Annotated in this window: 16 protein-coding genes; 9 read left to right on the plus strand and 7 right to left on the minus strand. The window is 73.2% G+C overall.

The features are described from left to right. The first annotated feature begins 156 nt into the window (after positions 1-156). Positions 157-495 (plus strand): metalloregulator ArsR/SmtB family transcription factor, encoded by a 339-nt coding sequence (locus SLP03_RS20030; protein ID WP_319462145.1) that lies wholly within the window; start codon positions 157-159, stop codon positions 493-495. After that, positions 492-2,183, plus strand: coding sequence for a SulP family inorganic anion transporter (locus SLP03_RS20035; RefSeq protein WP_319462146.1), 1,692 nt, complete (start codon positions 492-494; stop codon positions 2,181-2,183). Before SLP03_RS20030 ends, SLP03_RS20035 begins: the two co-directional genes overlap by 4 nt. 78 nt (positions 2,184-2,261) lie before the next feature. Here SLP03_RS20035 and SLP03_RS20040 read toward each other — a convergent pair whose 3' ends face one another. Together SLP03_RS20040 and ilvD are read right to left on the minus strand one after the other, a co-directional pair. Continuing rightward, the gene (locus SLP03_RS20040) at positions 2,262-2,972 is read right to left on the minus strand and encodes a hypothetical protein (RefSeq protein ID WP_319462147.1); all 711 of its coding nucleotides are present in this window, start codon (positions 2,970-2,972) and stop codon (positions 2,262-2,264) included. 54 nt (positions 2,973-3,026) lie between these two features. Beyond that, the gene (gene ilvD, locus SLP03_RS20045; protein WP_319462148.1) at positions 3,027-4,874 is read right to left on the minus strand and encodes a dihydroxy-acid dehydratase; all 1,848 of its coding nucleotides are present in this window, start codon (positions 4,872-4,874) and stop codon (positions 3,027-3,029) included. A gap of 130 nt (positions 4,875-5,004) precedes the next feature. On the opposite strand from ilvD, the gene SLP03_RS20050 reads away from it, so the two are divergent. The 5 genes from SLP03_RS20050 to serA all read left to right on the plus strand — a co-directional run bounded on the left by SLP03_RS20050 (position 5,005) and on the right by serA (position 13,035). Further along, positions 5,005-7,449 carry a putative bifunctional diguanylate cyclase/phosphodiesterase gene (locus tag SLP03_RS20050; RefSeq protein ID WP_413644570.1) on the plus strand — a complete coding sequence of 815 codons (2,445 nt, stop codon included), beginning with the start codon at positions 5,005-5,007 and terminating at the stop codon, positions 7,447-7,449. A 188-nt stretch (positions 7,450-7,637) separates the two neighbouring features. After that, on the plus strand, positions 7,638-9,524 hold the full coding sequence (locus SLP03_RS20055) for an acetolactate synthase large subunit (RefSeq protein ID WP_319462150.1): 1,887 nt from the start codon (positions 7,638-7,640) through the stop codon (positions 9,522-9,524). A 61-nt stretch (positions 9,525-9,585) separates the two neighbouring features. Further along, positions 9,586-10,101: an acetolactate synthase small subunit gene (ilvN, locus tag SLP03_RS20060; protein ID WP_319462151.1), complete on the plus strand. Its 516-nt coding sequence runs from the start codon at positions 9,586-9,588 to the stop codon at positions 10,099-10,101. A gap of 56 nt (positions 10,102-10,157) precedes the next feature. Beyond that, positions 10,158-11,171, plus strand: coding sequence for a ketol-acid reductoisomerase (gene ilvC / locus SLP03_RS20065; RefSeq protein WP_319462152.1), 1,014 nt, complete (start codon positions 10,158-10,160; stop codon positions 11,169-11,171). A gap of 265 nt (positions 11,172-11,436) precedes the next feature. After that, a complete protein-coding gene (gene serA / locus SLP03_RS20070) occupies positions 11,437-13,035 on the plus strand; it encodes a phosphoglycerate dehydrogenase (RefSeq protein WP_319462153.1) in 1,599 nt (532 codons plus the stop codon). 64 nt (positions 13,036-13,099) lie between these two features. On the opposite strand, the gene SLP03_RS20075 is transcribed toward serA, so the two are convergent. Both SLP03_RS20075 and SLP03_RS20080 read right to left on the minus strand, forming a co-directional pair. Then, positions 13,100-13,456, minus strand: coding sequence for a hypothetical protein (locus tag SLP03_RS20075; RefSeq protein WP_319462154.1), 357 nt, complete (start codon positions 13,454-13,456; stop codon positions 13,100-13,102). A 416-nt stretch (positions 13,457-13,872) separates the two neighbouring features. Next, positions 13,873-14,775 (minus strand): FAD:protein FMN transferase, encoded by a 903-nt coding sequence (locus tag SLP03_RS20080; RefSeq protein ID WP_319462155.1) that lies wholly within the window; start codon positions 14,773-14,775, stop codon positions 13,873-13,875. A gap of 223 nt (positions 14,776-14,998) precedes the next feature. Here SLP03_RS20080 and SLP03_RS20085 point away from each other — a divergent pair, with 223 nt between their 5' ends. Then, a complete protein-coding gene (locus SLP03_RS20085; RefSeq protein ID WP_319462156.1) occupies positions 14,999-16,030 on the plus strand; it encodes a 3-isopropylmalate dehydrogenase in 1,032 nt (343 codons plus the stop codon). Positions 16,031-16,247: 217 nt separating this feature from the next. After that, positions 16,248-17,345, plus strand: coding sequence for a branched-chain amino acid aminotransferase (locus tag SLP03_RS20090; protein WP_319462157.1), 1,098 nt, complete (start codon positions 16,248-16,250; stop codon positions 17,343-17,345). Positions 17,346-17,523: 178 nt separating this feature from the next. On the opposite strand, the gene SLP03_RS20095 is transcribed toward SLP03_RS20090, so the two are convergent. The 3 genes from SLP03_RS20095 to SLP03_RS20105 form a co-directional block, all read right to left on the minus strand. After that, entirely contained in the window at positions 17,524-18,270 is a 747-nt protein-coding gene (locus SLP03_RS20095; RefSeq protein WP_319462158.1) for a tyrosine-protein phosphatase, read from the minus strand. Positions 18,271-18,338: 68 nt separating this feature from the next. Further along, positions 18,339-18,782: a PRC-barrel domain-containing protein gene (locus SLP03_RS20100; RefSeq protein ID WP_413644564.1), complete on the minus strand. Its 444-nt coding sequence runs from the start codon at positions 18,780-18,782 to the stop codon at positions 18,339-18,341. A 108-nt stretch (positions 18,783-18,890) separates the two neighbouring features. After that, the gene (locus tag SLP03_RS20105; protein ID WP_319462159.1) at positions 18,891-19,421 is read right to left on the minus strand and encodes a carboxymuconolactone decarboxylase family protein; all 531 of its coding nucleotides are present in this window, start codon (positions 19,419-19,421) and stop codon (positions 18,891-18,893) included. Position 19,422 lies beyond the last annotated feature (1 nt).

Raw genomic sequence — 19,422 nt, forward strand, 5'->3', positions numbered from 1 at the left:
CGGCCCGAGCTCCGCGCCGCGGCCGGGGCTCCTGCCGGCTGATCACATTCCGTAGCGACCTCTCACCGGCGAACACCGCGGACAGCGACCTTCGCCCCTGTTGATTTGCAGAATTCTTCAAGTGCTAAAGTCTTCAGGGCGAGGGGGAGGGTGTTCATGTCGGTGCCGCTGTACCAGGCCAAGGCCGAGCTGTTTCGCACCCTCGGGCATCCGGTCCGGATCCGGGTCCTCGAACTGCTCCAGGACGGCCCGAAGCCGGTCCGCGACCTGCTCGCGGCGATCGACGTCGAGGCGTCCAACCTCTCCCAGCAGCTCGCCGTGCTGCGTCGTGCCGGCATGGTGACCTCCCACCGCGACGGCCCGCTGGTCATGTACGCGCTCAGCACCCCCGACGTGGCCGACCTGCTGGCCGCCGGACGGCGCATCCTCGGCGCGGTCCTCACCGACCGGGGCGCCCTCCTCGACGAACTGCGCGCCTCCGGAACCGGCCGGTGAGCGCAGCCGCCTCTGTCGTCCGGGAGCGGGTGCTCGGGCTGCTTCCCGGCCGGGCCGACTGGGCGGCGGTACGCCGCTCGCCCCGCCGGGACCTGCTCGCCGGTCTGACCGTTGCCGTGGTGGCGCTGCCGCTGGCCCTGGCGTTCGGCGTCAGCTCCGGGCTGGGCGCCCAGGCCGGGCTGGTCACCGCCGTGGTCGCCGGCGCCGTGGCCGCCGTCTTCGGCGGCTCCAACCTCCAGGTCTCCGGCCCGACCGGGGCGATGACCGTGGTGCTGGTGCCGGTGGTGCAGCGCTTCGGCCCCACCGGGGTGCTGATGGTCGGCGCGCTGGCCGGGCTGGTGCTGATCGCCCTCGCCCTGGCCCGCCTCGGTCGGTACGTCCGCTACCTGCCCAGCCCGGTGATCGAGGGCTTCACCGCCGGCATCGCGGTGGTGATCGCCCTGCAACAGGTGCCCGCCGCGCTGGGCGTGACCGACGCCCACGGCGACAAGGTCTGGGCGGTGGCCGCGGACGCGGTCGCCCATTTTGTCGTACACCCGAAGCCGGTGGCCCTCGCGGTGGCCCTCGCCGTCGCGGCGCTGATGCTGCTGGGCGCCCGGTGGCGTCCCGGGCTGCCGTTCTCGCTGCTCGGGGTAGCCGCCGCGACCGTCCTCGCCGAGCTCGCCCCGGTCGACCTGGCTCGGATCGGCGCGCTGCCGCAGGGCCTGCCCGCGCCGTCGCTGGGTTTCCTCGACCTGAACGCGGTCAGCGTGCTGCTGCCCAGCGCGCTCGCGGTCGCGGCCCTCGCCGCGCTGGAGAGCCTGCTGTCGGCCACCGTTGCCGACGGGATGACCGTCGGCCAGCGGCACGACCCGGACCGGGAACTCTTCGGCCAGGGGCTGGCCAACCTCGCCTCCCCGCTCTTCGGCGGCATCCCGGCGACCGCCGCCATCGCCCGGACGGCGGTGAACGTCCGCTCCGGGGCGGCCTCGAAGCTGGCCGCCCTCACCCACGCCGTCGCCCTCGCGGCGATCGTGCTGGCCGCCGCGCCGCTGGTCGGCCGGATTCCCCTCGCCGCGCTGGCCGGCGTGCTGCTGGCCACCACCGTCCGGATGGTGGAGGCCTGCTCCCTCTGGGCGCTCGCCCGGGCCACCCGCGGCGACGCGGTCGTGCTGGTGCTCACCTTCGCCGTCACCGTGATCTGGGACCTGGTGACCGCGGTGGCGGTCGGCCTGGCCGTCGCCGTCGTCCTCGCGCTGCGTGCGGTCGCCCGCAGCGCCCGGTTGGAACAGGTGCCCCTCGACCAGGGCGAGCACAGCGCCGCGGAACACGCCCTGCTGGCCGAGCACATCGTGGCCTACCGGCTGGACGGGCCGCTCTTCTTCGCCGCCGCGCACACCTTCCTGCTGGAGCTCTCCGAGGTCGCCGACGTCCGGGTGGTGATCCTGCGGATGTCCAGGGTGACGACCATGGACGCCACCGGCGCCCACGTCCTCGGTGACGCGATTCGCCGGCTGCGAGGACGCGGCATCACCGTCCTGCTCTCCGGCATCACCCCCGGCCACGACCAGGTGCTCAGCACCCTGGGGGTCGCCGACGAGCTGCGCCGCGACGGGCTGGTCTTCCCGGACACCCCGGCCGCGATCCGGCACGCCCGGACCGTTGCGCTGGCCGGAGCTGATGCCCCCGCGACAGCCGCCACCGCCTGATCCGGTCCCGGCCGGTCCCTCCCCGTCGGGACCGTCGGCGGGCTGGTGTCACGCCGAGATCCGGACGGCAGCGGGTCGTCAGCTCGGCAGGGCGCCGAGGCCGGCGAGGAGTTCGAGGCGCTCGGCCGCCGAGAGCACCGCGTAGGCCGGCTCGTCGAGGCGGTCGGTCTCGGCCTCGATCGCCTGGCGCTCCGGCCCGTCCGGCAGCGCCATGATCTGCTCGACGGTCAGCCCGGCGGCCCGCCAGGCGGCCCGGTGCGCGTCGGCCCGGTGATGGCGCAGCCCGCCTAGCCGAGTGACCAGCCGCATGGCGGGCGAGGCGTCGTCCGGCTCGTACACCGGGACCATCGCCCGGAACGCGGGCCCGCCGCTCGCCAGCCCGCGCTCCAGCACCCGACCGACCAGATCGGCCAACCGGGGCAGCGACGACAGCCCGGGAAGCAGGCTCGGCCCGGAGGTCCAGAGTTCCGCGGCGGCCTCGGCGGTCGCCCGCTGTGCGAAGAGGGCCAGCTCCCGGCCGCGCTCGGTCAGCCGCCAGTTACCGTCATCGTCAATGACGACCACGCCCTCGGCCAGCTCGGCGGTCATGTCCCCGTCGGTGTAGACCAGGGCGTCGACCAGCGCCTCCGCCGGCATCGGCCGGGCCAGCACTCCTGAGAAGAAGCTGTTCTCGAGGCCGAGGCTCGCGCCCCGATCGGCGTAGAACTCCTCCATCCGGGCCCGCGCCGCCCAGCGGGCGCCGACGTACACCCGGTCGATGACCGGTCGGACCAGTCGTGCGTAGCTCATGATCGCCTCCCCGATGCCGGACCCTACCGGCGTCGGGGCGCGACGTGGGGGTCGCTACTCCGGCACCCGCCGGTACGCGCCGTCGCTGGCCGAGGTGGCCATCGAGGCGTACGCGCGCAGCGCCGCGGACACCGGCCGTTGCCGGTCCACCGGGGTGTACGGGCGGTCCCGCTTCTCCTCGGCGACCCGGCGGGCCTGGAGCACGTCCTCGGGGACGTTCAGCTCGATCGACCGGCCGGGGATGTCGATGACGATCTCGTCGCCCTCGCGGACCAGCGCGATCAGCCCGCCCGAGGCCGCCTCCGGGGAGACGTGCCCGATCGACAGCCCGGAGGTGCCGCCGGAGAACCGGCCGTCGGTGAGCAGTGCGCAGGACCGGCCCAGCCCCCGACCCTTCAGGAACGAGGTCGGGTAGAGCATCTCCTGCATGCCCGGGCCGCCCTTCGGGCCCTCGTACCGGATCACCACCACGTCGCCGGCGATCACCTGCTTTGCCAGGATCGCCGACACCGCGTCGTCCTGGGACTCGTAGACCTTCGCCGGGCCGCGGAACGTCAGGCACTCCTCGGGCACCCCGGCGGTCTTCACCACACAGCCGTCCGGGGCCAGGTTGCCGTGCAGGATGGCCAGCCCGCCGTCCGCGCTGTAGGCGTGCTCCCGGTCCCGCACGCAGCCGCCGGCCGCGTCGGTGTCCAGCGACGACCAGCGGTTGGTGGTGGAGAACGGCTCGGTGGTGCGCACCCCGCCCGGGGCGGCGTGGAACAGCTCCACCGCCTCCGGCGTCGGCGACCCGCCCCGGACGTCCCAGTCCGCGAGCCACTGGGTGAGCGAGGGGGAGTGCACCGCGTGCACGTCCCGGTGGAGCAGGCCGGCGCGCTCCAGCTCGCCGAGGATGGCCGGGATGCCGCCGGCCCGGTGCACGTCCTCCATGTGGTACTGGGGGGAGTTCGGCGCGACCTTGGCCAGGCAGGGCACCCGGCGGGAGATCGCGTCGATGTCGGCCACCGAGAAGTCCATCTCCGCCTCGCGGGCGGCGGCGAGCAGGTGCAGGATCGTGTTGGTCGACCCGCCCATCGCCACGTCCAGGGCGACCGCGTTCTCGAAGGCGGCGCGGCTGGCGACCGCGCGGGGCAGCACGGAGGCGTCGTCGCCGTCGTACCAGCGCTTGGCGATCTCCACGGCGGTGCGGCCGGCCTCGACGAAGAGCGACCGGCGCGCGGCGTGGGTGGCCAGCGTCGACCCGTTGCCCGGCAGCGCCAGGCCGATCGCCTCGGTCAGGCAGTTCATCGAGTTGGCGGTGAACATGCCGGAGCAGGAGCCGCAGGTCGGGCAGGCGGAGCGTTCGATCTCGCCGAGCTGGTCGTCGGTGACCGCCTCGTTGGAGGAGGCGATCATCGCGTCGATCAGGTCGATCTTGGAGTGCACGATCCCCTCGATCGCCGTCGTCTTGCCGGCCTCCATCGGGCCGCCGGAGACGAACACGGTCGGGATGTTCAGCCGCAGCGCGGCCAGCAGCATCCCCGGGGTGATCTTGTCGCAGTTCGAGATGCAGACCAGGACGTCCGCGCAGTGCGCGTTGACCATGTACTCCACCGCGTCGGCGATCAGCTCGCGGCTGGGCAGCGAGTAGAGCATCCCGCCGTGGCCCATGGCGATGCCGTCGTCCACGGCGATGGTGTTGAACTCACGACCCACCCCGCCGGCCTCGGCCACCGCGTCGGCGACCAGGCCGCCCATGTCCTTGAGGTGCACGTGACCGGGTACGAACTGGGTGAAGCTGTTGGCGATGGCGACGATCGGCTTGCCGAAGTCGTCGTCGGTCATCCCGGTGGCCCGCCAGAGGGCCCGGGCGCCGGCCATCGTCCGACCGTGGGTGGAGGTCCTCGACCGCAGCTCAGGCATGCCTACCAGTCTGACACCCACCCCGCGCCGACCCCGTGGGCGCGCGCGCCGTGTCCCAACAGTTGCGCACCCGGTGCCCCACGGAGCGCGCCTATCCGGCACAGTTGAGGTCGTGCACTTCCCCCCGGGCATGGTCGCCGTCGCGGTGCTGAGCGGGCTCGTCGCTGCCGTCGCCACCGCGCTGCTGACCGCGTCGGCCCGCCGTCGGGTCGGACCCCACCGCCAGGCCCACGTACTGCTCGCCGCCGCGGCCGGGATCGCGCTGCTCGCCCTCCTCGTCGGGGTCACCGCCACGCTCGCCGACAGCGAGCACTGGGCCCACCAGCAGGGACAGCGCACCGGCTGGGCGACCCTGGTCTCGGTCGGCACGGCGCTGGGCGGGCTCGCCCTCGGCGCCGCCCTGCTCCGACTGCCCGGGACGGCCGCGGCCGGGCCCGCCACCGCCCGGCTGCTCCTCGACGGCCTGATCATGGCGAGCGCGCTCTGGTTCGTCGGCTGGGTGGTCTTCACCGAACCGACCCGGCTGCTCGGCGTGATTACCCCGTTGGCCTGCGTGCCGATCGTGCTGGCCACGGTGACCGCCGCGTTCACCGCCGGACTGACCATGATCATGGTGCTGCGGGCCGCCGCGCCCCGGCGCCGGCTCGCCCTGCTCGGCGCCGGTGTCACCGCGGCCTCCTGCGGCGGGCTCGGCCTCGCCGCCGGGCTCTGCCAGGCCGGCCCGGGGATGGCGCTGACCGGCGCGGCGGTGCAGGCGGCGGGGCTGATGGCCACCGCCCTGGCCGTGTACCGGGTCGACCCGCCCGGTCAGGTGGACGTCGACCTGATCCGCCGGGACGGCGAGTACGCCTTCGTGCCCATGTTCGCCATGGCCGCCTCGGCGATGTACCACCTCTTCCAGGGCGGCCGGTTCGACGCGTTCGGCATCGTCGCCGGCAGCGTCGAGGGCTTCGCGCTGGTGGCCCGGCAGTACCTCGCCCTCAACGACGTGCGCGGCTACGCCAGCCGGCTGGCCGAGCGGGAGGCGCACTTCCGCGAGCTGGCGCACACCGATCCGCTGACCGGCCTGGCCAACCGGCGCGGGCTGCTGCGGGCGCTGCACCGTTGCGTGGAGGCCGACGTGCCGTGCGTGCTGCTCGGCCTCGACCTGGACGGCTTCAAGAACGTCAACGACATGCGCGGCCACGACGTCGGCGACGCGGTGCTCGCCGAGGTGGGCCGGCGGCTGCGAGGCAACCTGCGCCCGGGCGACCTGGCCGCCCGGCTCGGTGGCGACGAGTTCGCAGTGCTGATGCACGGCGCGACCGACGCCGACCGGGTCGCCGAGCGGCTGCTCGGGGTGCTGGGCCGGCCGTACGAGCAGCCCGAGGGGCCGGTCTTCCTCTCGGTCAGCATCGGGGTGGCCGGGAACTGCGGCGAGCCGGACGTGGAGCTGCTGCTGCGCAACGCCGACCTGGCCCTGCGGTACGCCAAGCAGCGGGGCAAGAACCGGATCGAGCGGTACGACGCCGCGTACGACCAGCTGCTGCGCCGGCGCACCACGCTCGAGCACGAGCTGCGCGGCGCGATCGAGCGCGACGAGCTGCGGCTGGCGTTCCAGCCGGTGGCGTCGCTGCCCTCGGTGCGTCCGGTCGGCGCCGAGGCGCTGCTCCGCTGGCACCACCCGGGGCTGGGCAACGTCGGCCCGGACGAGTTCATCCCGCTCGCCGAGGAGTGCGGGATGATCGCCAAGCTGGGCGCGTGGGTGCTGCACCAGGCCTGCTACCAGCTGTCCCGCTGGCTGGCCGACGGCCACGACGTCTGGGTCTCGGTGAACGTGTCCCCGCGCGAGCTGCACGCCCCGGAGTACGTCGTCCAGGTCGCCGACGCGCTGCGCGCGCACCACGTGCCGCCGCAGCGCCTGGTGCTGGAGGTCACCGAGCACGCCGTCGCCACCGACCTCGACGAGTTGATCCGGCGGTTGACCGCGCTGCGGCTCACCGGCGTCCGGATCGCGCTGGACGACTTCGGCGCCGGCTACTCCTCGCTGGGGCAGCTGCGTCGGCTGCCGATCGACATCCTCAAGATCGACCACAGTCTGGTCGCCGAGCACGAGCCGGTGCGTCCGGTCGGCCGGGAGGGGCCGGCGTTCGCGCCGATGGTCGACATCGTCATGCGCCTCGGTCACCAGCTCGGGCTCGAGGTGATCGCCGAGGGTGTCACCAACCCGACCGAGCTAGCCGCGGTGGTCGCCGCGGGCTGCCGGTTCGGGCAGGGGGCGCTCTTCGGCTGGGGCGTGCCGGCCGAGCACCTGGAGGCGATGCTGGAGGCGGCGACCTCGCCGGGCGCCCGTCCCGCGCCGCTGCCCCCCGGCCCGCCGCCCGCCCCGCCCCGCCCGGCCCCGTCGCCGCTGCTGCCTCGGCTGCGGTCGAACCCGCCGGCGCCGACGCCGGCGGTGCCCGCGCCGCGCCCTTCGCAGGAGGGTTTCCCGCAGGTGGGAGGGGCCGCCAACGCCACGTTCGGGTACGACACGCCCACGTCCGTTAACCAAAATGTGGGATCAGTTGACTCATCGCGTGAGATGCGTCAGGCTTAGCCGCATGTCGTCGAACCGGTCGCTGCGAGTACTTACCTGAGCGCACTCTCCCTCATCGAGAGTGCGCTGGCCCCGTGCATCTGCACGAGGGCCGTTTTTATTGCCGTCGGACCCCGTCGGGGCGGGCCCCGCCCGCGTTGCACTGTGTGAAAGAGCCTCACCCACTCCAGCCGAAGGCCTGAACCGCCATGACGAGACCCACGCCAGAGACCCTCGCCAACTCCGTCCGGCGAGCCCGCCCGGCCTCCGAGCCGGCGAGCGACGCCGACCACGCCCCCGCCCCCCGCAGCGGGGCCGCCCCGGTCGCCCCGGCGGTACGGCAGTCCGTCCCGGCGCAGCTCTCCGGCGCCGGATCGCTGGTGCGGTCGCTCGAGGCGCTCGGCGTCGACGTCGTCTTCGGCATTCCGGGCGGTGCGATCCTGCCGGCGTACGACCCGCTCTACGACTCCACCGTCCGGCACATCCTGGTCCGGCACGAGCAGGGCGCCGGTCACGCCGCCACCGGCTACGCCCAGGCGACCGGGAAGGTCGGCGTCTGCATCGCCACCTCCGGCCCGGGCGCGACCAACCTGGTCACCCCGATCGCCGACGCGTACATGGACTCGGTGCCGATGGTGGCGATCACCGGCCAGGTCGCGCGCCCCTCGATCGGCACGGACGCCTTCCAGGAGGCGGACATCCAGGGCATCACCCTGCCGATCACCAAGCACAACTTCCTGGTGCAGACCGCCGAGGAGATCCCGCAGGTCCTGGCCGAGGCGTTCCACCTGGCCTCGACCGGCCGGCCCGGCCCGGTCCTGGTGGACATCCCCAAGGACGTCCTCCAGGCGCCGACCACCTTCGCCTGGCCGCCCACCCTGGATCTGCCCGGCTACCGGCCGACGCTGCACCCGCACGGCAAGCAGATCCGGGAGGCGGCCCGGTTGATGACCGGCGCCCGCCGCCCGGTGCTCTACGTCGGTGGCGGCGTGCTCAAGGCCGGCGCCACCGACGGGCTGCGCCGGCTGGCGGAGCTGACCGGCATCCCGGTGGTCACCACGCTGATGGCGCTCGGCGCGTTCCCCGACTCGCACCGGCAGCACCTCGGCATGCCGGGCATGCACGGCACCGTCGCCGCGGTCTACGGCCTGCAGAAGGCCGACCTGATCGTGGCGCTCGGGGCCCGCTTCGACGACCGGGTCACCGGCAAGCTGGACTCGTTCGCGCCGGACGCGACCGTCGTGCACGCCGACATCGACCCGGCCGAGATCGGCAAGAACCGGCACGCGGACGTGCCGATCGTCGGCGACGCCCGGCACGTGATCGACGAGCTGATCGCCGCGGTCACCGCCGAGCAGGCGGCCCGGCCGGCCGCCGACCTCGACGACTGGTGGACCCAGCTCGACGACCTGCGCAACCGCTACCCGCTCGGTTACGAGGAGTCGGCCGACGGCACCCTCTCCCCGCAGTACGTGATCAAGCGGCTGGGCGAGATCGCCGGTCCGGACACGATCTTCGTGGCCGGCGTCGGGCAGCACCAGATGTGGGCCAGCCAGTTCATCTCGTACGAGAAGCCGTACACCTGGCTCAACTCCGGGGGCCTCGGCACCATGGGGTACGCCGTCCCGGCGGCGATGGGCGCCAAGGTCGGCAAGCCGGACACGGTGGTCTGGGCGGTGGACGGCGACGGCTGCTTCCAGATGACCAACCAGGAGCTGGCCACCTGCGCGCTGGAGGGCATTCCGGTCAAGATCGCCGTGATCAACAACGGCAACCTGGGCATGGTCCGGCAGTGGCAGACGCTCTTCTACGGCGAGCGCTACTCCAACACCGAGCTGGGGACCCACAAGCACCGCATCCCGGACTTCGTGAAGCTCGCCGAGGCGCTCGGCTGCGTCGGGCTGCGCTGCGAGAACGCCGCCGACGTGGACAAGACCATCGAGGCGGCCATGGCGATCAACGACGCCCCTGTGGTGATCGACTTCGTGGTCGGCAAGGACGCCATGGTCTGGCCGATGGTCGCCGCCGGCACCGGCAACGACGAGATCATGTTCGCCCGGGGCGTCCGCCCCGCCTTCGACGAGGACGAGCTGTAGTCATGACCGATCGCACCGAGCGTAGCGAGGGCCGTGAGGGCATGACGAGGAAGGCACAGCCATGACCCTGCACACCCTGTCCGTGCTGGTGGAGAACAAGCCGGGTGTCCTGGCCCGGGTCTCCGGCCTGTTCTCCCGGCGCGGCTTCAACATCGACAGCCTCGCGGTGGGCGAGACCGAGAACCCGGACGTCTCCCGGATCACCATCGTGGTCAACGCCGAGTCGTCCCCGCTGGAGCAGGTCACCAAGCAGCTCAACAAGCTGGTGAACGTACTCAAGATCGTCGAGCTGGACCCGCAGGTCTCGGTCGCCCGGGAGCTGCTGTTGGTCAAGGTCCGCGCGGACCGCAACGCCCGGGCGCAGGTGCTGGAGACGGCCAACCTGTTCCGTGCCCGGGTGGTCGACGTCGCGCCGGACACGCTGACCATCGAGGCCACCGGCACCCCCGACAAGCTCGACGCGTTGCTGCGCGACCTCGAACCGTTCGGCATCAAGGAGATGGTTCAGTCCGGCACGGTGGCGATCGGACGCGGCTCGCGCTCCATCACCGCCGGGCCCGCGCTGCGCGCCGCCTGACCACCACACAAGTCCACGACGGGCCCGCTGCGGACCGCCGTACGAAAGGGAACTCAATGAGCGTTGAGGTGTACTACGACGACGACGCCGACCTGGGCCTGATCCAGGGCCGCAAGGTCGCCGTGATCGGGTACGGCAGCCAGGGCCACGCCCACGCGCTGTCGCTGCGCGACTCCGGCGTCGACGTGGTGATCGGCCTGCCCACCGGTTCGAAGAGCCGGCCGAAGGCCGAGGAGCAGGGCCTGCGCGTGCTCACGCCGGCCGAGGCGGCGGCCGAGGCCGACGTCATCATGATCCTGGCGCCGGACACCGCGCAGCGGGCCCTCTATACCGACGCGATCGCCCCGAACCTGGCCCCCGGTAAGGCGATCTTCTTCGGCCACGGCTTCAACATCCGGTACGGCCTGATCACCCCGCCGGCCGACGTGGACGTGGCGATGGTCGCCCCGAAGGGCCCCGGTCATCTGGTCCGGCGCCAGTACGTCGACGGCAAGGGCGTGCCCTGCCTGGTCGCCGTCGAGCAGGACGCCAGCGGCACCGCGTTCCAGCTCGCCCTCTCCTATGCCAAGGGCATCGGCGGCACCCGGGCCGGCGTTATCCGGACCACCTTCACCGAGGAGACCGAGACCGACCTCTTCGGCGAGCAGGCGGTGCTCTGCGGCGGCGCGGCGGCGCTGGTGCAGACCGGTTTCGAGGTGCTCACCGAGGCCGGCTACGCCCCCGAGGTGGCCTACTTCGAGTGCCTGCACGAGCTGAAGCTGATCGTCGACCTGATGTACGAGGGCGGCATCGCCCGGATGCGCTACAGCGTCTCCGACACCGCCGAGTACGGCGACCTCTCCCGCGGCCCGCGGGTCATCGACTCCCGGGTCAAGGAGGAGATGCGCAAGATCCTCGGCGAGATCCAGTCCGGTGAGTTCGCCCGCGAATGGGTGGCCGAGGACGAGGCCGGCCGGCCGAACTTCGCCAAGTGGCGGGCCGAGGGCGCGGCGCACCCGATCGAGGAGACCGGCCAGAAGCTGCGCGCCATGATGAGCTGGGTCGACCGGCCCCTCACCGAGACCGCCTGAGGCGTTCCGGGACGTGGTGACGCGTCCGGCGCTCTCCCCGGCGTCGGACGCGTCACCACTGTGCATTCCACCCCTGTTCAGCCCCGGGACATGTCGGGTTTGTGAGGGCACTCACCCCGCCGTCCCGGACACGCCGGCCGGCCCGCGCCCTACGATCCCAGGTAGGTGTGTAGCCGGCACCGACGGCCATGGCACGGCTCACCAAGGGCGCAGCGCGGCGTCCCTCCGCCGCAGCCGACCGCTCTGACGACATCTACGAGGACCGATGAATCCTGTCGTACTGATCGCCGAAGAACTCGCTCCCGCCGCCATCGAGGTGCTCGCGCACGACTTCGACGTCCGCCACGTCGACGGCACCGACCGCCCGGCCCTGCTCTCCGCGCTCTCCGAGGCCGACGCGGTGATCGTGCGCAGCGCGACCCAGATCGACGCCGAGGCGATCGCCGCCGCGCCGCGCCTGAAGGTGGTCGCCCGGGCGGGCGTCGGCCTGGACAACGTCGAGGTGCCGGCCGCCACCGCGCGGGGCGTCATGGTCGTCAACGCCCCCACCTCCAACATCGTCTCCGCCGCCGAGCAGGCCGTCGCGCTGCTGCTCGCCGTCGCGCGGAACACCGCCGCGGCCAGCGCCGCGCTGAAGGCGGGGGAGTGGAAGCGGTCCAGGTACACCGGCGTCGAGCTGCAGGGCAAGACCGTCGGCGTGGTCGGCCTCGGCCGCATCGGCGTGCTCTTCGCGCAGCGGATCGCCGCGTTCGGTACCCGGCTGATCGCGTACGACCCCTACATCCAGCCGGCCCGCGCCGCGCAGCTCGGGGTCCGCCTGGTCGGGCTGGAGGAGCTGCTGCGCGAGGCCGACTTCATCTCCATCCACCTGCCCAAGACCCCGGAGACCGTGGGCCTGATCGGCGAGAAGGAGCTGGCGATCGTCAAGCCGGGCGTCCGGATCGTCAACGCCGCCCGCGGCGGCCTGGTCGACGAGCAGGCCCTGGCCGACGCGATCGCCGAGGGCCGGGTCGCCGGCGCCGGCGTCGACGTGTACGCCAAGGAGCCCTGCACCTCCTCGCCGCTGTTCGCCTTCGACAACGTGGTGGCCACCCCGCACCTGGGCGCCTCCACCCACGAGGCGCAGGACAAGGCCGGTCTCGCGGTGGCCAGGAGCGTGAAGCTGGCGCTGCAGGGCGAGTTCGTGCCGGACGCGGTGAACGTGCAGGCCGGCGGCGTGGTCGCCGAGGACGTCCGCCCGCTGCTGCCGCTGGCCGAGAAGCTCGGCCGGGCCTTCACCGCGGTGGCCGGCGGGGTGGCCGCCAGCGTCACCGTCGAGGTACGCGGCGAGATCGTCAACCACGACGTCTCGGTGCTCAAGCTCGCCGCCACCAAGGGGCTGTTCAGCTCGGTGGTCGAGGAGCAGGTCACCTACGTCAACGCGCCGCACCTGGCCGCCGAGCGTGGCGTCGAGGTCACCCTCACCACGCAGGCCGAGACGGTCGACCACCCCAACCTGGTGACGGTCCGTGGCGCGCTGCCGGACGGCCGTACGGTCAGCGTCTCCGGCACGGTGACCCAGACCGGCACCCGGGACGTCATCAAGCTGACGGAGGTGGACGGTTTCGACGTGGAGATCGGCGCCGAGGGCATCCTGGTCTTCCTGCGCTACGTCGACCGGCCGGGCGTGGTCGGCACCGTCGGCACCCTGCTCGGCCGGGCCGGGGTCAACATCGCCGCGATGCAGGTGGCCCGCCGGGAGGCCGGCGGCGAGACGCTGATGACGCTCACCGTCGACCAGGCGCTCGGCGCGGACCTGATCAGCTCGGCGGCCGACTCGATCGGCGCGGTCGCGGCCAGCGCCGCCGACCTGCGCGACGAGTAGTCCACACACGACAGATCGGGGGCCCGGCCGTCAGGCCGGGCCCCTCGTCGTGCCCGCCCTCGGGTCAGGGGGCGACGCGGGCGGGGGGTGGGTAGACCGAGCCGTCCTGCGCGTCGAAGAGCATCAGGTCGTGCTCGCCGGCCAGCCGCTCGATGTCGAGCAGCACCTGGTCCTCGCAGGTCGGGACGAGGTTCAGCTCCACATGGTCGGCGGCCGCGTGCAACGGGGACACCTCCCACGGACTGCCCGGCCCGGCCGGCCGATCGGGATAGGCGGCGGTGATCCCCCGGTAGAAGCGGACCACCCTGGGATCGGGGTGGCGGTCGCCGTGCCGCCCCTCGCGGCACCGCTGCACCGCTGCCCGCACCTCGGCGGGCGTGGCCCCTTCCGGCAGGGCCCACACGCTCAGATCGAAACTCACGGCGGACAGCGTGCCATCCCGGGTCCCCGTCGTCACCCCTGCCCCACCGCAGGCCGGTCGTGGACTGTCGATCCGGGGGTGGTGACGGTCCGCTGTGGAGACTCTTGCCTCGAGTTGCGTCGATTCGCTAGCGTACCGGTGCGGTTGCTGGCTGAGTCGCGGCGTCGCCCCGTCTTCGGGTGACGTGGTTGGACGTCCGGCCCACCGGTCCGCACCCCTCGATTGCGCGAGCCACGCGCACTCGTCGCTGACCGACCCCCACGGTCGTTGCCGCGACCGTGGGGGCCGATCGCGGCGCAGCCCGCGACCCCGCGCCGAGCCACCCGCCACCCGCCACCCGCCACCGGCAACCTGCACACCTCGCGCGGCCGTGATGCGAGAACGGCCGATCGGGGCCAGGGGAGCGCCGGGGCGGGTCAGTGGCGGCGGTGGGCGAAGAGCGCCCGGTAGTCCGCGCCGTTGCGGAACCAGGCCAGCCCGGCCGGGCCGGCGGCGTAGAGCGCGGTGGCGTAGGCGTCGGCCACGGCGAGGTCCGGACCGACGACGGTGGCGGCGACCAGTTGTTCGGCGGGCTCACCGGTGTGCGGATCCACCACGTGGCCCCGGCGACCGGTGACCCCGGAGGTGCCCACCGCCCCGGCGGTCATCTCCAGCACCAGCGGGGCCCGGCGGGCGTCGGTCGGGTGGTGCACCGCCACGCGCCACGGGCCGCCGTGCGCGGCGTGGCCGCGTACCACCAGGTCGGCGCCGCTGAGCACGGCGTAGTCGTGGATGCCGGCGGCGCGCAGCCGGGCCGCGGCCCGCTCCACCGCCCAGCCGCCGAGCAGGCCGCCCGGGTCGAAGCCGCCGGGCACCGCCCAGGCGTCGAACCAGCCGTCGGTGGCCGCGCGCATCGCGGCGCAGCGGTCCACCAGGTCGGCCAGCGGCGGGTACGACTCGGGGGTGATCTCGCCGCGCCGCAGCCGGGAGACCAGGCTGTCCGGCCGGGTCGGCCCGTAGGTGAGGTCGACGGCGCGCAGCTCGGCCACGGCGTCCCGGAGTGCCTCCCCGACGGTCCGGCGGCCGAGCCATTCGGGCGCGTTGAGCAGCAGCGAGTACTCGGCGGTGGAGGTGCGGACGGTGTGCTGGACGGCGATCCGGTCGACGGCGGTCCCGCCGGCCCGGTCCAGCCGGTTGCTGCGGGTGCCGAGCCGCAGGTCGGGACGGCGGCTGCGGAACGCGCCCTGGTCGACCCACCGGGTCCGTGGTTGCTCGTCGACCCACCGGGTCCGTGGTTGCTCGTCGACCCACCGGGTCCGTGGTTGCTCGTCGATCCGCATCTCACCCGCTCCTTCGCTGACGACGCCGCAGCGCCGCGGCGAAGCCGGTCACGGGCCCCCGTGACCCGTTCCCCACCGACCCTAGGCAGTGGAGATGACCGCACCATGAATGCCACCTGGGAGCCTGCTGAGCATTCCGCTGTCCCGCATGCTGGAAGACGCGTACCGGGAGACGGGACGGCGACGTACCGTTCACGAGAAACGACGAGGTGAGGAGCGCCAGGTGGCACGGATCGCGGTGGTGGCCGGGGACGGGATCGGACCCGAGGTGGTCGCGCAGGCCCGCAAGGTCATCGACGCCGTGCTCCCCGGGGTCGAGGCCACCGAGTACGACCTCGGCGCCGCACGCTACCAGCGCACCGGCGAGGTGCTGCCCGACTCCGTGCTGGCCGAGCTGGCCGGGCACGACGCCATCCTGCTGGGCGCGGTCGGCGACCCGACCGTCCCGCCGGGGGTGCTGGAGCGGGGGCTGCTGCTCAAGCTCCGGTTCGCCTTCGACCAGTACGTCAACCTGCGCCCGTCCCGGCTCTGGCCGGGGGTGTCCGGACCGCTGGCCACCGTCAAGCCCGGCGAGGTCGACCTGGTTGTCGTCCGGGAGGGCACCGAGGGCCTGTACGCCGGCGCCGGCGGCTCGCTGCACCGGGACACCCCGGCGGAGGTGGCCACCGAGGAGAGCCTGAACACCCGGCACGGGGTGGAGCGGGTGATCCGGGACGCCTTCGCCCGGGCCGGCCGCCGCGAGCGGCGCAAGGTCACCCTGGTGCACAAGACCAACGTGCTCACCCACGCCGGTTCGCTCTGGGCCCGCGCCTTCGCCGCGGTCGCCGCCGAGCACCCCGACGTCACCACCGAGTACCAGCACGTCGACGCCGCCGCGATGTTCCTGGTCACCCAGCCCCAGCGGTACGACGTGGTGGTCACCGACAACCTCTTCGGCGACATCCTCACCGACATCGCCGCCGCGGTCACCGGCGGCATCGGCCTGGCGGCCAGCGGCAGCATCAACCCGGAGGGGCGCTACCCCTCCATGTTCGAGCCGGTGCACGGCTCCGCGCCGGACATCGCCGGCAAGGGCGTGGCCGACCCGGTGGCCGCGGTGCTCTCCGCCGCGCTCCTGCTCGACCAGCTCGGCCACGCCGACGCCGCGGCCCGGGTCACCGCCGCGGTCGGCGCCGAGCTGGCCGGCCGGACCCCGGGCGTACCGCTGCGCACCGACGAGGTCGGCGACCGGCTCGCCGGGTACGCCGTAGCCTGACCGGGCCGTCCGCCGGCCCGGATCCGGGCTGCCAGACCCGCTCCAGGCCCACCCGCGACCTCGTTCGCGGCGGCGCCACCACGCTCGCGCCCGCCATTCGGCGCGCTCGATCTGCCGGGGCAGAGCTATCCGCTGAACGACCGTTCGGGGTAAGTTTCTGGCACCAGATCCGGCGTGCGGTTTCCGCATGTCGTCAACCCCCAGGGAGGTCAGCGCGATGAGCGGTGGTGACAAGCTCGATTTCGAGATCCGTCCGAATCCCGCGCCGGTATCCGCCGCCGATCGGGCCGCCCTGCTGGCCAATCCCGGCTTCGGCCGGGTCTTCACCGACCACATGGTGACGATCCGGTACGTCGACGGGAAGGGCTGGTACGACGCCCGGGTCGAGGCGCGAGGGCCGATCCCGATGGATCCCGCGAGCGCGGTGCTGCACTACGCGCAGGAGATCTTCGAGGGGCTCAAGGCGTACCGGACCGCCGAGGGCGCGGTGACGATGTTCCGCCCGGAGGCCAACGCGGCCCGCTTCGCCGCCTCCGCGCAGCGGCTGGCGATGCCCGAGCTGCCGCAGGAGACGTTCGTCGAGTCGCTGCGCCGGCTGGTGGAGATCGACCGGGACTGGATCCCGGAGCACGAGGACGCCAGCCTCTACCTGCGGCCGTTCATGTTCGCCAGCGAGGTCTTCCTCGGCGTCCGGCCGGCCAACGAGTACCTGTACGTCGTCATCGCCTCGCCGGCCGGGGCGTACTTCTCCGGCGGGGTCAAGCCGATCACGGTCTGGGTCTCCCCGGACTACACCCGGGCCGCCCCGGGCGGGACCGGCGCCGCGAAGTGCGGCGGCAACTACGCCGCCTCGCTGGTCGCCCAGGCGGAGGCGATCGAAGCGGGCTGCGACCAGGTGGTCTTCCTGGACGCGGTCGAGCGCCGGTTCATCGACGAGCTGGGCGGCATGAACGTCTTCTTCGTCTACGACGACAACACCCTGGTCACCCCGCCGCTGACCGGCACCATCCTGCCGGGCATCACCCGCAACACGATCCTCACCCTGGCCGCTGCGGCCGGGCACCGGATCGAGGAGCGGCCGATCACCTTCGCCGACTGGCAGGCGGACGCGGCCAGCGGGCGGCTGCGCGAGGTCTTCGCCTGCGGCACCGCCGCGGTGATCACCCCGATCGGTCAGGTGCGCTTCCCGGACGGCGAGTTTCTCGTCGGGGGCGGCGAGCCGGGTCGGTCCACCATGGCGCTGCGGCAGCAGCTGGTGGACATCCAGCGTGGCCGGGTCGAGGATCCGCACGGCTGGGTGCAGCGGGTGCTCTGACCGAACCCCGCCCACCGGCACGGATTCCGCAACGGCCGGCACCGTCGATGACGGTGCCGGCCGTTCGCATTCCCCTGGGCCCGGCGGGCGCGCCGGTAGCTCGCGTTCCCTCACCCGGGCAGTCGCGCTGGCAGTTCGCCTCTCCTCGGCCCGGCGGGCGCCGACGCCGCGTCGGCGTTCAGTCGAGCAGGTGGTCGCGGAGCGCGGCGAGCTGCGGGTCGGTGACCCCGGCGTGGCGCAGGTAGCCCTCCATCGAGCCGTACCCCGCGCGCAGCTCGGTGAGGAAGAGCATCATCGCCTCGGCGGGGGAGGCGAGGAACGGCGGGGGCAGCTCCTCGGCCGCCGGGGTGGTGGCGGCGACCCAGGCGCTGAACCGCGCCGACGCCTCGGTGCTCAGCGCGTAGTCGGTGGCCACGTCGACGTCGGCGACGCCGAGCACGGCGAGGGTGAGGGCGCAGACGATGCCGGTCCGGTCCTTGCCGGCGACGCAGTGCACCACGACCGGCGCGTTGGCGCTGTCGGCGATCAGGCCGACCGCCTCGGCCAGCCCGGCGGTGCCGGTCTCGGCCAGGTCGGCGTACAGGTCGGCGAGGTAGCGGGCGAGGCTCTGCCCCGGGTCGTACCGGATCTCGGCCCAGTCCCGGTGCTCCGGGTGGATGTGCCGGTAGGTGAGCCCGTCGTACGCGGGCACCCGGCCGTCCCGCTCCACCTCGGCCGGACGGCGCAAGTCGATGACGGTCCGGATACCGAGGGCGGTGAACGCCTCCCGGTCGGTCTCGTCGATGCGGTGCAGCGAGTCGGAGCGGTAGAGCCGGCCCCGGCGGACGGTACGTCCGTCGTGGCCGGTGTGTCCGCCGACGTCGCGGAAGTTGAAGAGGGCGGGGAACAGGCTCCGGCTGATCTCGGTGGCGTCCACCCTTGACACGGTAACGGCCGGTGGGGCGTCGCCCCACCGGCCGTTCTGCCCGATCGTCGGACCGGGCTGCCGAATCGTCAGACCCGCGCCGGGCCGTCCGGCGGCAGCGCGGAGTAGTTCTCGCCGTAGTAGCCGCCGAGCTTGTCCCGGTAGGCCGGGTCGGCGTGGCTCGACTCGTCGTACTCCGGGGCGGCCTTGATCTGGTCCTTCTCCCGGTCCACGTAGACCTTGCGCTCGTCGTGGTCGACGTGGCTCACGGTGCCGGCCGGCAGCATGACCTTCTTGCCGAAGATCCACGGCCCGGTGTCCACCACCAGGTAGCTGTCGTCGACCACGTGGCTGGCGCTGTCGATCTTGCCGATACTCCCGTCGGTCGCCTCGACCTTGTAACCCACCAGGTCGGCGCTGGCCACGCCGGCCTCGTCGCGGTAGCGCCACGGGTCGAACGCGCCGGCCGGCGCGCCGCCGGCGATCATCGGGTCGGTGGTGCCGTGCGTGGTGTGCGGATCAAGCCTGTCCATGAGAGAACTCCTGTCCCGACTGTCGTAGTCGTCGTGGAAAGTGCGTTTTCCGCTGGCACAGGAACTTCTACCCACCTGTCGGTTTTCCAACCCCCGTCGGCGTACGACTCAGCCGAGCGCGGCCTCCGCGTCGAGGGCCACCGCGGCGGCGTGCACGACGGCGGCGATCCGCAGCCCCTCGTGCACCTGCTCCCGGGTGAACCCGGTGCCGCGCAGGGTCTTCTCGTGCGACTCCAGGCAGACCCCGCAGCCAGTGATCGCCGAGACGGCGAGGCACCAGAGCTCGAAGTCGGCCTTCTCCACGCCGGGCCGGGCGATGATCTGCATCCGCAGCCGGGCCGGCATCGAGGCGTACTGCTCGTCGCCGATCAGGTGCTTGGCCCGGTAGTAGACGTTGTTCATCGCCATGATCGTGGCGGCGCCCTTGGCCGCCTCGATCGCCTCCGGCTTGAGCTGCGTGGCCGCCTCGGCGGCGATCTCCCGCAGCACCACCGGGTTGCGGGCCGCCACCGCGCAGGCCAGGGCGGTGCCCCAGGCCTGCAGCGGGGTCAGCGTGGAGGCGCCGACCGTCGAGCCGAGGTTGAGCTTGATGTCCTTGGCGTACTCGGGCAGCGCCGCCTTGACCGCGTCCAGACCCACG

The organism is Micromonospora sp. RTP1Z1, from assembly GCF_033804685.1.
Taxonomy (GTDB): domain Bacteria; phylum Actinomycetota; class Actinomycetes; order Mycobacteriales; family Micromonosporaceae; genus Micromonospora.